Raw genomic sequence first — 12,018 nt, 5'->3', positions numbered from 1 at the left:
CGATGCTTCCCCCCGAAACAGAGGCTCTCCGTCTTGTAGACGTATCGCAAAAGCCATCCGAGAATCATTTTTCCGAAACTTTGCGAAGTGCCGCGGCACATTGTTCGCGCGCCCGCTTCAACTCCAGGTCGATAAGCCGGATGCTGAGATCGTAACGCCGCGCGATTTCCCGGGACGTCAGGTGCTCCTTCCAGGCCGCGAGGAAGATCGCGCGGCGCCGGGCGGTCATGGTCGCGAGCGTCCGCTCCACGATCGCAAGATCCGCCTTCGCTTCGGCGGTCCGCGACGGATCGGGATGCTCGTCCGGTATGTCCATTGCGGCTTCGATTTGTTCGGCGCTCGCCAGCCCCTTTTCCGCCCGCTGACGGTCCCTGGCAAGGTTTATGGCAATCCGCAGGACATAGCCCAGCGGATGCGCGACGGGACCGATCCGCCCGCCGCGCTCCAGCCTTAGATAAGTATCCTGCAGGGCATCGCGCGCGAGTTCCGACGAACGGAGTCGGCGCGTCAGACGGCGCTCCAGGTCGGCATAGCTCTCGACCAGCACGTCGCGCAGCGCGTTCCAGCCTGTGTCAACCATCCGATAACCCGCCATGCGACCGCGATAGGGAGACATCCTTTGCGAGGAATCTCTGGGCCGGCTGTGTTCAACCGCAGGACATTACGGTTCTTCAAGGCCGTGGACACGCCCTGCTCCACGCGAATTGCCGCAACCTCGTGCATCGCTGCGCCTTGTCGGCCGGTGCTATCACCGACAACACGGCTATGATGGTGCCGGCGGCCGCGGTATCGGCGAGATGCGATTGACACAGGATTGCACTATAAGCGGCTTTCCGGCACGGACGATGGCCGCGGGATGATGGCAACGACAGGAGCGATTTTCGGAGCGTGTCGAAACAGCCCGCTGGGCATGTTGGCGGTCACGCTTGCCCTGCTGGTCGCGACTCCGGCGCGCTGCGACGACTGGATCATCGGTGACGCACAGGCAGCATCGCCTTCCGGCATGCACCATCTGTCGGAGCAGCCACGCCCGTTTGCGATCCGCGCGCAACCACTCGATACGGCGCTGGACGCCTTCGGCGCCGCCACCGGAATCCAGATATTCTACGGAAGCACCTTGACGGCGAAAAGGACGTCGCCAGGCGTCAGAGGCGTCTTCACGCCGTCGCGCGCATTGCAGATTCTGTTGGCGGGAACCAATCTTGCACCCATGACGACCGGTCCCGACGCCATCACGCTCGTCTTCAGTCCGCAAGCCTCGATGTTCGCTGCAGCCCCGCTCGCGAATGCACCGGTGCTTTCGCTCGAAGCACTGCATGTCGACGCGCCACCACGCGACAATTTCCGTCTCTATGCGACGACCGTGCAATACGCCATCCTCGGCGTGCTGCAGCGGGAGGACGCATTGAAGACGCGCAGCTATCGGGCGGATATCAACGTCTGGCTCTCTCCATCGGGCAGGGTGCAGCATCTGGACGTGCAGGTTTCGGACGGCGATTCCGGCGTGGACACTGCGCTACTCCAACTCGTCCGGCGCGTCGTCGTTGGGCGCGCTCCGCCGTTCGATCTGCCGCAGCCGGTGCATGTCCGCATATCGGCAGAGCGTCAGCTTTAGCCGCTGGCGACATGCTGCGAAGACGCTATCGACCATGATGATCGGCCATGCCACCAATCGTCCGTCGACTCCAAGATGGCCTGCGACGCAACGGGTAGTCGGAGCGATCTTCGTTGCCGCCGTTCATATCGCAGTCCTCTGGGCACTGTTGCTTCATCGCGACTCTTCGTCGGCCGATTTGAACGCGTCGCGCCGCGCGCAAACCGATTCCGAGATCGAAATGTCTCTTGCGCCCGCGGGAAGCACGGGAAGCGCCAGAGCCGCGGCACAGCAAAAGCCCGAACCCGCTCGGTCGGTACCCGGCTTGGCGCGACCGTCCAACCCGGCGCCGCCGCGGCAGTCGCCGGGACATTCTCCCGACGAGACGGAAGAAGCAGCTGATCCGTCGACCGCCCGATATCCGGTAAGCGGCCCACACGAAAGTTCACCTGCTCCTGCCGTAGGCCTGTCGGCCGACGCGGCCTCCGACTTCCAGAGGGCGCTGCTCGCGCACATCGAAAGTTATCGGCGGTATCCCGATCAGACCAAGGGCTTGCGTCCCCAAGGCACGGTTCAGATCGTTTTTGCCATGGATCGCCAAGGCAAGGTCCTCGGGATATGGATCGACCGGTCATCCGGTTCCGACGCCCTGGATCGCGAAGCGATCGCGACCGTGCTGCGCGCGCAGCCGCTTCCGGCCATCCCGCCCGATCTGCCCGAGCCGCTTAATATCGTCCTTCCGGTCGTGTTCGGATCGCCGCCCTGACCACTCTGTCGCAACAGCGCATTCGTTCGGGAACACAGCATTGCAACACATGGTTGCGAAACTGCTATATCAGGCGTTGTGAAATCCGAGCGTTGTTGGCTTCGATGAGAGATTGTAATACTGATGCAGAAGCATTCTTGCTTTGGGGAGCGATTTGCCTGAGTCGAAGACAGATGAGCTCGAAACGCCGGCCGATAAGTTGAAGCGCTGGATCACGCCGGTTGTAATCGCATCGCAGGTTCGGCGGTCCAAGGCGCACGTCACCCAGTACACCGACGGCACGGACACCGGCGGCAATCACTCCCAATACGGCTCCTGAACGGCGCTACGCTGAATCGGCCGCGAAGCCGCGCATCCGCTTTGACCGGACGGCCGGTCGGTGAAGCTGAATGTCGTTCCATCTAATCGTTGGAACGTTCGAACCAGGCGACAAACCGCGCCATCGCGATGGCGTTCGCCGCAAGACTCAGCCGGAAGTGATCCGCCTTCCGTGTTTCCTCGACGCCGGCCAGCATCGCGCCCAACTTGTCCAAGTCGAAGAAGCGCGACAGCCGGCCGTCATGATCAAGCTTTCGCACCTCGGCGAGCGCCTGCGCTGCCGAACCATTTGCTGCACGAAACATATCGGGGTCTTCCGCATCGTTCCCCGGGCCGGATGCCAAAAGGCGAGCGGGCAGCAAGGCGCCGAGGGTGCGCCGCGCAAGATAGCGCTCCAAGCCGTTCCGGAACTGCAAATCCTCGGGTAGCGCAAGCCCCAGCTCCACAATGCGCTTGTCGTGAAAGGGCCGCGACAAATCCATGCCATGGGCGGCGGCAAGCTGCGCATGCGCGGGGGTGGAGGCCGAAAATCTGCGCAACAAATGAAGCCAGCGGTCGCGCCACCGGTTGTAGACCGGATAGTTGACGCGCAATCGCGCGGGATCTGCCGCGCCGCGCGCGAACAGATCGCGGGCAAGAGCTTCATTGATAGGCCGTTCCAGCCAGACCTGTGCGGATTTGCGCCGCAAGGAGAAGACCGCCGCAATGGCGTTCAGCGGAAGCAGAGCCGGCACCACGTCCTGGCGCAGCACCTCAAAGCCGGAGCGTCGCGTCGCGCGCATGCGCATGCGAAACTCGCGTGCGAAGCGGCGCAACTTGCCCCGGCGCAGCATCCGCCCCAGCATGTGGCCGGCCCGGACATTGACCGTGTAGTCTCCGCCGTGCCCGTCCAGCACCAGACGCGCACCCGCCGCGGCGGCGATCCTGAAAAGCCCACGCTTCACATAGCGGGTGCCGCCGGCCCCGTCGACCATCGCGAAGGATTCCTCGATGTCGGCGAAGATCGTCTCGTCCCGACGGATGAAGTAGCGGATGTCGAGAAAGGGAAAGACGCGGAACGCCTCGACCGCGGCGCGCGCATCGCGCACCATGCGCGTCTCGCCTTCCTCCAGCACCGAAGCCACTGCGATGATCTTGCGCTTGCGGGCCGCGACGATGGGGCCTGCTAGCGCGGCGATGCTGCCGCTATCGAAGCCGCCGCTGAAGCAGAGCGCCGGTGGCCGAGTCAGGCGCCGCACGCGGCAGGCGACCGCCTCCTCCAGAACCTCGCGATAGGCCGCGAGATAATGGGCTTCGTCGCGTCCCAGATGTTCGGCAGCCGCGCGCGGCTCCCAATAGCGCCGCAAGGTCGCAGCGCCGCTCTCCTCGACCCGCAGCGTCGTGCCTCCCGGCAACAGGCCGATGCCGTCGAAAAGCGTTTTTCCGGTGGAGATATCGACCGCATTCAAAAGGCTCTTGCCGATCTGGTCGGCGCTCAACTCGTGCGGAACGCCGCCCAACGCCCATAGCGCCCTGATCTCGGTTGCGAACGCAATGAAGTCCTTCCCATGATGGTAGAACTGGCATCGCTGCCCCATATGATCGCGTCCGAGCAGCAGCGTTCGCCGACGCCCATCCCAGATCGCAAACGCGAAATCGCCCAATAGTTGTTCGGCGCAGTCTTCGCCCCATTTTTTGTAGGCCTGCAACACCAGGGCGCTGTCGGGCATGTCGCGGAGCTCGGCAGCACCGATGCCGAAGGCCGTCGCGAGCGTTTCGCGATTGTCGATCCTGCAATCGGCGACCAGCGTAAGATCAGCCTCGCGGTCGCAGAGCGGCTGCGCTTCGAACAGGTCTTCCTGATTGACCCGCAACAAGCAGTGTCCGAGGCCGACCACGCCGCCTCCGACGGATCTGCGCCCATCCGGACCGCGATGCGCCAGCGTATTGGCCATGCGCTCCAGATCGCGCGAGGAAACTTCGCCGCCGTCGAACCGCAATATCCCGAAGATCGCGCTCATGCGTTCACGTCGGTCGCTTCAACTTCCAATTCTGTGCATGAACGGCGCTCTCCCATGATCGATTTGTTACATGCGCCGGCGGTTGGAAACAACTTGGGGACGGCCATTTGAAACCGTCTTGCGATGTCGATAAAGAGGACGGAATTGCGTTGGGCGGGGAACGTCGCTTTGGGTCGGCCGATCACGAATATAACGATTGTCGGCGGCGGAACGGCGGGCTGGATCGCCGCCGCGCATCTCAATCATGCGTTGCAGTGGGGCCCGACCGGGCGCCCGGACGTTGCCATCACGCTCATAGAATCGCCGAATATTCCAAGCGTAGGCGTCGGCGAAGGCACGCTGCCCTTGCTCGCGCATACGCTCGAGCTTCTCCAGATATCGGAACCGGAATTCGTTCTGCGCACGAATGCGACATTCAAGTACGGCACGCGGCTCGAGAACTGGAACGTCGACGATCGGCGACAGCCCTATGCCTTCGTCCACCCCTTCCACTGCGGAAGCTGGGTGCGAGGCCTAAATCCCGGCAACTCGTTCCGCGCCCATGGCGTTCCGGGACGGGAGAACCTCCACGGACGGGAGTATGTGCGGCTGGTAAGCCGAAGCGTGGAGGCGATCGAGCGGCGCAAGGCTCCGCGCGACGTCGCCGCCGCGCCTTACAGCAACAAGCTGCGCTATGCCTATCACGTCGACGCGGCCCGCTTCGCCGAATTCCTGTCGGAGGTCTGCCAGGCCCGAGGCGTCCAGCGTCTCGCCGACGACGTTATCGACGTCGAACATGACGAACGCGGCTTCGTCTCGGCACTGAAATTGGCAAAGTCCGGCACGCATGCCGTGGAACTGGTCATCGATTGCACGGGCTTTCGAGGGCTGCTGATCAACGAAGCGATGAGCGAGCCCTTTGTCCCGTTTTCGGATTATCTGCTCAACGATCGTGCGATTCCGATCCAGGTCGCGCACAGGGACCTCAAATCGATAGAGCCGGTCACCGTCTCGAGGGCCCTGGAAGCAGGATGGTCTTGGCGCATTCCGCTCCATTCGCGCCTCGGCACCGGCTATGTCTATTCGAGTGCGTTCAAATCCGACGAGAAAGCGCTCGAGGAGCTGCACACGCAACTCGCGGGCGACCATCTGCTGACGGAACCTCGCGTCCTGAGGATGCGCGTCGGGCGCTCGCGCCGCGCATGGGTCAAGAATTGCGTGGCCATCGGTCTCTCGGCGGGCTTCCTCGAGCCATTGGAGTCGACGGCCATTCAATCCATCGATCTATCGGCCCGCTGGCTCGTGGCCACCATGCCGACGACGGACTTCGAAGAACCGTTGCGCGCCAAATTCAATGCGACGATCGAGAAGTTCTACGAACATGTGCGCGACTTCCTCGCCCTGCATTATACGCTCGGCAACCGTGACGACACGCCCTATTGGCTGGCGGTCCGCAACGAAACGAAGAAGTCGGACGCCGTGCTGGAGAATTTGGCGCTATGGCGCCACGCTGTTCCGGACGGCCTGGACGTCTCGCCCCCCGGCATCTTCAGTTCCTGCAGCCTTCAGAGCGTTCTTTTCGGCAAGGATTTTTATCGGAATACGCCCGCCCCCACCATCGATGTGGTGGCTGGCGACGTATGGCGGCGATATTGCCTGGAATGGGAGGGCATCAAGGACGCCTTGCTGGACAGTCTGCCGGACCATCTCGAACTGATCGAAGCGATGCGCGCCGCCGCACAGATCGGCGATACCGTCGGTCGCCCGCCCGAGACGCAGATGCTCGCGGTCAGCGAGACTCCGCGGCCGGGCGCTGCCTGAGTGCCCTCAGCGGGCCGTTTGCACCGCCTCCATATCCCGGTTCACGGTTCGACTCGCCCGCCACAGATGCCAGCCACCCCACAAATAGCCGGGACACAACGCCAGCAGCGCATACCGCAAGGATTCGTCTCCTGCCCACGGTCGAAGCGCATCGCTCAGGGCGCCGGCCGCCAACGGCCCGAGCCCCATGCCGATCAGGTTCGAGAACAGATAGATGATGGCGATCGTGATCGCCCGCATGCGTTCGGGCACCAGCGACTGGATGGCGCCGAATATCGGACCGTTCGCCGCCGCAGCGCCCAAGGTCGCAATGCCCATCAGCGCGAAGGCCATGTAGCGATCGGGGGAAAGATAGACGAGTGCATAGATCGCGCCGAAGCTGGAGAAAAGAAGTGCGATGACCCTGAGCTGCAGGCGCTCATTGTTGACGGCATAACGGGACGCCAGCGCGCCACCGGCATAGGTGCCGATGAGGCCGCTCACGCCGTTGACGGCGGCGAACCACGTGCCGAGCTCGCCGGTCTTCAGTCCATAGCTGCGGATGAAGAAGGTGGGCTGCCATTGCAGAATGCCGTAGCCGAAGAAGAACACGGCCGAAAAGCAGAACAGCAGGTGACGGAATGTGGCATTCGCCCACAAGGTCAGCCAGACCTCCCTCAGGCTGGGCTGCGGCGCGGGCGATGCGGCGATCCCGTCCGGCGCATCCGCCTTGTCCAACCGCGGTTCGCGCAAGCTGCGCCATGCCAGCACCGCCAGCACCAGTCCGGGCAGGCCGAGCAGGACGAACATGGCGCGCCAGCCGTAGAACTGGTTGAGCCAGCCCGCCAGGAAATAGCCGATCAGCAGGCTCAGCGAGCCGCCCATCATGTAGACCGCGATGGCCTTGGGCCGTTCCCCACGGTCGAAATAGTCGGCGATCAGCGAATGCGCCGGCGGCACGCATCCCGCCTCGCCGACGCCGACCGCCGCGCGGATCAGCAGGAGCTGAACGAAATTCCCCGCGGCGCCGCACAAGACGACCATGACGCTCCACACCGCCGCCGTCACCGCAATGATCGTCACGCGATTGCCGCGATCCGCCCAGCGGGCGATCGGTATGCCGACGATGGCGTAGAACAGCGCGAAGGCGATGCCGGTCAGCAGCCCCAACTGCGTGTCGGTCAGGTGCAGGTCGGCCTTGATGTCCTGCAGCACCAATCCCAGCGCCAGCCGGTCCACCGAGTTGAACGCAAAGAGCAGCAGCAACACGCCGAGCAGGTAATTCTTGTAGACGATCTTCTTCACCAAGCCCTCCGCGTTGTCTCATCGGGAATGGAAGGGCGCGCGGCGGGACGCGATCGCATGCTCCGCCGCGCCGTTCTCAGAAATTGCTGGTCAGGGTTGCGCCGATCGTGCGGGGCTGCCAGACGCTGGCCGACTGCGGACCGGATCCGCCGGCCAGCGATTCGGGTTGCACGTAATTGATCGCGATCTCGTTGCCGACATTCTTGGCGTAGAGCGCGAGCGACCAGCCTTGCCGCTCGATGCCGGCGCGCAGATCGACGATCCCGAACTGCGGCATCTCCTGACGCGGGCCTGTCGCCTGGAAATCGGCATAGCGGCTGCCGTTGAAGCGCCAATCCACGCCTGCGAAGCCGGAGTAATCGTCGAACAGCGGCCGTTCATACTCCGCGCTCGCATAGGTCCCCCACAGCGGAGAACTCGGCAACCGGTCGCCGGCGTGGCCGTTGACGCTTGCCGGCGTCGGCTGGGTCAGATGCGCATCGGTATAGGCGCCGTTCAGTTGCAGCGTCAGGCCGTCGATCGGCCGATAAACGGCATTCCATTCGACGCCCCTGCTCTGCGCCTTGCCACCATTGGTGATGGTGCCGAACCCGCCGACGATCGCGTTGAGCTGGATATCGCTCCATTCGATATCGAAGGCGGAGAGTTCGAGCGTCAGGTTGTCGTCGAGCAGGCTGCTCTTGACGCCGACCTCGTAGTTCAACGTTTTGGACGATTTGTAGGAACTGGGCACGACCTGGTTCGGCACCGCATCGTTAGGCCCGCCGGGCGCGAAGCCGGAGGCGACGCGGGCATAGAACATGTTCTGCGGCGTGACGTGCCAGCGCGCGTCCGCCGAATAGGTGAAGACGCTCTCCGACGAGGCGGTGCCGAAATCAAACCCGCCGCCGAAGATGCCCGGCGCAGTCTCGTGGAAATCCTGGCTGTTCTCGCTGTAGCGGCCGCCAAGGCCGATATCGAAGGTCGGGGTGAAATGGTAGTCGAGGTTCGCGAAGCCGGCATATTCGCGGTAGTGCACCGGTGCGACGAAGCCGCCGAGCCCCAAGGGATCGTCGAACAGGATTTTCCCGGTGGTGCCGTCGATCGGCGGGTAGATCGTGTCCTCGTCGCCGCGTTCATTCGTGAAATAGCCGCCGACCTGCCATTGCAGCGGTTCGTCGCCCGACGACGACAGGCGCAGCTCCTGGGTGAAGGCGTGGACGTACCATTTGCGAGCCTGGATCGCCACGCCGTAGGGCGCACCGAAAATGCCGGTGAGGAGCGGCTCGTAGGAGTCGCTGAAATCCTCGATGTTGTGGTTGTTGTTGCTGTAGTAGCTGGTCGTCGAGACGAGATTGGCGAAACCCACGTCCCAGTTCACCGTGACGTTGTAGAGCTGCGTCGTCAGGCGGCCGGGCTGGGCGATCAGGTGCTCCTGCACCAGGTCGCCATGCAGCGGCGTCAGCGTACCGGCATTCACGTCTTCATTGGGCCAGTCGCCCCAGGCGCGCACCTGGTACAGCGCGTTGAACCGGACCGACAGGTCTGTGGTCGGCGTATAGAGCAGCGAGGCGCGCCCGCCGGTGAAATGCGTGCCGTTGATGTCCTTCACGCCGCGCGACGGATCGTCGATGAAGCCGGGATAGTAGGTATCGTAGCCGACCACGCGCAGGGCGGCATCGTCGGCGAGCGGCACGTTGACCATGCCGTGCAGATCGAAGCCGGTGCCGCCATTCTCGGTGGAGCTGACGCCGGCCGCTAACCGCCCCACGAAAGCGGTCGGATCGGGCGCGTTGGTGACGAATTTCAGAAGACCGCCCAGCGCGTTGGCGCCGTACAGCGTGCCTTGCGGGCCTTTCAGAACTTCGATGCGCTGCATGTCGAAGGTGTCGAGATTTGGCGCGGCGAAGCTCGCGCCGGCAAATGGCCCGGCCTCAGTGAACGGCGTCTCGTCGATATAGGTCGCGACGGAGGTGTTTTCGACGTTCACGCCGTTGGTGATGCCGCGGATGACGAGCTGGCTGCCGACCGCGCCATTGTCGATGACGGTCAGGCCCGGCACCTTGGCGACATAATCCTCGAACCGATACGATTGCGAGCGCTCCAATTGCGCGCCGCCGAGCGCGGTGAGGGCGATCGGCACGTCGAGCGCGGATTCCTCCCGCTTTTCCGCCGTCACCGTGACCGTTTCGATCCGCCCGTCCGCCGTGCCGTTGGGATCCGCCGCCCCATCATTTGAGGCGGCTTCGGCGTTTTTTGGTCGGACCATCATGACGCTGTCGGAATTGCGCTCGACATTCAGCCCGGTGCCGGCGAGGAGCGCGTTCAACGCCGCCGCCGCCGTGTAGCGGCCGTGCAGGCCCGCCGTCCTCAGCCCGTTGGTGACTTCTTCCGAGAAAACGATCTGCTGCGCCGATTCCCGCGAGAAATCCGTCAAGGCCTGCCCGAGTGGCTCCGCCGGGATGTCAAATTGAAAGGTCTGCTCGGCAGCGGCGGCGCCGCCCACGCCCAGCATCGAAATGCCCGCAAGCGCGGACGTGGCAAACAACGCACTACGGCGCAAATGATAACGCATGCGGCCCCCCAACACGGCGCCCCCCGAGCTGGAGGGACGGTTCGTGTTGATAAACGCAACCGCGAAACGCTTCCGCAGCAAAAGAGTCAAAAAAATGTAAAGCGAGATGTTGCCGGTTACGACCGGCGCTGGAGCGTGATCCTGTTGTCGGAGTCCGTGGTCGCCTCGACCGGAAAATAGCCGGTGATCGCGCTGACGAAAGATCCGATATCGCCCGCGTTGAAGACGCCGCTGATCCGGACCGACGCCACCGATGGATCGACGACGATGGGATGGTCGGTGTAGCGGTTCACGCGCTGGACGGCCTCGCCGAGAGGCTCGCCGCGGAACACCAGATGGCCTTCCTCCCAGGCGGTGGCGGCGTCCAGGTTCGCCGGCGTGACCACCGGCGTTGCATTGCGCACCGCCACCAGCTGCTCGCCGGCCACCAGGGATACGGTCGGCTTCGGACCCGGACGGGGCGCGCCGTCCGAGCCGCTCGCGCCTTTGATCAGCACATGGCCCTGGATGAGCGTGACCAGCACGGTCGAGCCTAGCCGCTCCACGTTGAACGACGTACCGACCGCAACCACGGTTTCCGCGCCGGCCGAGACCGTGAACGGCCGCGTCACATCGTGTGCCACGTCGAACCGGGCGCGGCCCCGATCGAGCATGATCGTGCGCGCCGCGCTGGAATAGCGAACCTCGACCTCGCTGTCGGAATCGAGGGAGATACGCGAGCCATCCGGCAACGCCACGACCCGCCGCTCGCCGACATCGGTCGCATAAGCCGTGGGGCGCTGGCCTTGGATGTACCAAAGGCCGCCGCCAATCGCGACAAGCAGCAACGCCGCGGCGGCGATCTGACCGATCCCCTGCCACGGCGCCCACCTCTTCACGCCGGCGTTCCGCAACCGCGTCAGCGCCGAGCGCCGCATATCGAGGATCTTCGGCGTCGCGCCGAAATCGTCGAGCGCCGACATCGTGCTCTCGACCGCATCGAGAGCGCGGCGATTCGCGGGTTGCCCGATCCAGGTGAGGAATTCGGCCGACAATTCGGTGGACGGACTGCTTCGCAAACGCTGCCACCAGACAGCAGCCGTTTCCAGCCTTGCCTGTTCGTCGGAGGGCAAAGTGTCGAACGCGCTCATGATCGAAGCGCCCTTGCGGAAAGATGGGCGACGGCCTTCAGCACATGCTTCTCGACTGCGCTGACCGAAATGCCGTGCAAATTCGCGATATCGCGGTGATGGACGTTTTCCATCCGCGACAGCAAGAATATCTCGCGGGTCCGCGCGCTGAGTTCGGCCAAGGCATCCTCGATGTTCTGGAGCGCGTCCTTGCCCGCCAGAACGCGTTCGGGCGTCCGATCCTCAACCAGGATCGACGGAATGCCGACATCCTCGGTGATATCCGAGAAGGTGCGATGCGCCGCCGCCCGGCGCGACGTACGATAGCGCCCCCAATCGATCAGGACATTGGCCGCGATCTTGAAGACATAGGCGTCGATCGTTTCGCCGTTGTGCCGGTCCGGCCGGCGCGTCAGGCGCACGAAGACTTCCTGGGTCAGATCCTCCGCCTCTGTCCGGTCGTAGACGCGCCGCTGAAAGAACGCCACCAACGGCGCCCGAAACCGGCGGTCCAGATTTGCCCAGACCGCGTCGTCAGATTTGCGGCCATCCGATCGTTCCGACACGCGAAGTCCCCTGCATGATCATATGCA

Annotated in this window: 10 protein-coding genes; 4 read left to right on the top strand and 6 right to left on the bottom strand. The window is 63.9% G+C overall.

Annotated elements, in window-relative coordinates; translation table 11 throughout:
- Positions 1-64: 64 nt before the first annotated feature.
- Positions 65-547 (bottom strand): sigma-70 family RNA polymerase sigma factor, encoded by a 483-nt coding sequence (locus WDM91_00270; protein MEI9992997.1) that lies wholly within the window; start codon positions 545-547, stop codon positions 65-67.
- Between the two features lie 363 nt (positions 548-910).
- On the opposite strand from WDM91_00270, the gene WDM91_00265 reads away from it, so the two are divergent.
- From WDM91_00265 to WDM91_00255, 3 genes are all read left to right on the top strand, one after another.
- The gene (locus tag WDM91_00265; protein ID MEI9992996.1) at positions 911-1,615 is read left to right on the top strand and encodes a hypothetical protein; all 705 of its coding nucleotides are present in this window, start codon (positions 911-913) and stop codon (positions 1,613-1,615) included.
- On the top strand, positions 1,584-2,360 hold the full coding sequence (locus tag WDM91_00260) for an energy transducer TonB (GenBank protein ID MEI9992995.1): 777 nt from the start codon (positions 1,584-1,586) through the stop codon (positions 2,358-2,360). Before WDM91_00265 ends, WDM91_00260 begins: the two co-directional genes overlap by 32 nt.
- Before the next feature lie 154 nt (positions 2,361-2,514).
- Positions 2,515-2,679, top strand: coding sequence for a hypothetical protein (locus WDM91_00255; protein MEI9992994.1), 165 nt, complete (start codon positions 2,515-2,517; stop codon positions 2,677-2,679).
- Positions 2,680-2,761: 82 nt separating this feature from the next.
- On the opposite strand, the gene WDM91_00250 is transcribed toward WDM91_00255, so the two are convergent.
- Positions 2,762-4,678 carry an asparagine synthase-related protein gene (locus WDM91_00250; protein MEI9992993.1) on the bottom strand — a complete coding sequence of 639 codons (1,917 nt, stop codon included), beginning with the start codon at positions 4,676-4,678 and terminating at the stop codon, positions 2,762-2,764.
- A gap of 123 nt (positions 4,679-4,801) precedes the next feature.
- Here WDM91_00250 and WDM91_00245 point away from each other — a divergent pair, with 123 nt between their 5' ends.
- Positions 4,802-6,478, top strand: a complete 1,677-nt coding sequence (locus tag WDM91_00245; GenBank protein ID MEI9992992.1) for a tryptophan halogenase family protein — start codon at positions 4,802-4,804, stop codon at positions 6,476-6,478.
- Positions 6,479-6,484: 6 nt separating this feature from the next.
- Here WDM91_00245 and WDM91_00240 read toward each other — a convergent pair whose 3' ends face one another.
- The 4 genes from WDM91_00240 to WDM91_00225 all read right to left on the bottom strand — a co-directional run bounded on the left by WDM91_00240 (position 6,485) and on the right by WDM91_00225 (position 11,991).
- Complete coding sequence (locus WDM91_00240) at positions 6,485-7,762, bottom strand: MFS transporter (GenBank protein MEI9992991.1); 1,278 nt, start codon at positions 7,760-7,762, stop codon at positions 6,485-6,487.
- Positions 7,763-7,838: 76 nt separating this feature from the next.
- The gene (locus tag WDM91_00235) at positions 7,839-10,316 is read right to left on the bottom strand and encodes a TonB-dependent receptor (protein MEI9992990.1); all 2,478 of its coding nucleotides are present in this window, start codon (positions 10,314-10,316) and stop codon (positions 7,839-7,841) included.
- Positions 10,317-10,432: 116 nt separating this feature from the next.
- On the bottom strand, positions 10,433-11,446 hold the full coding sequence (locus WDM91_00230) for a FecR domain-containing protein (protein MEI9992989.1): 1,014 nt from the start codon (positions 11,444-11,446) through the stop codon (positions 10,433-10,435).
- Positions 11,443-11,991, bottom strand: coding sequence for a sigma-70 family RNA polymerase sigma factor (locus WDM91_00225; GenBank protein ID MEI9992988.1), 549 nt, complete (start codon positions 11,989-11,991; stop codon positions 11,443-11,445). Before WDM91_00225 ends, WDM91_00230 begins: the two co-directional genes overlap by 4 nt.
- Positions 11,992-12,018: the final 27 nt, after the last annotated feature.

The sequence above is a fragment of the Rhizomicrobium sp. genome, from assembly GCA_037200385.1.
In the GTDB taxonomy this organism is placed as follows: domain Bacteria; phylum Pseudomonadota; class Alphaproteobacteria; order Micropepsales; family Micropepsaceae; genus Rhizomicrobium.
This window is presented reverse-complemented; position numbering and strand designations above follow the sequence as displayed.

Bases quoted from the DNA above. Each gene is read 5' to 3' on its own strand.
- WDM91_00265 (MEI9992996.1), top strand. From the start codon at position 911: ATGTTGGCGGTCACGCTTGCCCTGCTGGTCGCGACTCCGGCGCGCTGC.
- WDM91_00245 (MEI9992992.1), top strand. From the start codon at position 4,802: ATGTCGATAAAGAGGACGGAATTGCGTTGGGCGGGGAACGTCGCTTTG.
- WDM91_00235 (MEI9992990.1), bottom strand. From the start codon at position 10,316: ATGCGTTATCATTTGCGCCGTAGTGCGTTGTTTGCCACGTCCGCGCTT.
- WDM91_00260 (MEI9992995.1), top strand. From the start codon at position 1,584: ATGTCCGCATATCGGCAGAGCGTCAGCTTTAGCCGCTGGCGACATGCT.
- WDM91_00250 (MEI9992993.1), bottom strand. From the start codon at position 4,678: ATGAGCGCGATCTTCGGGATATTGCGGTTCGACGGCGGCGAAGTTTCC.
- WDM91_00230 (MEI9992989.1), bottom strand. From the start codon at position 11,446: ATGAGCGCGTTCGACACTTTGCCCTCCGACGAACAGGCAAGGCTGGAA.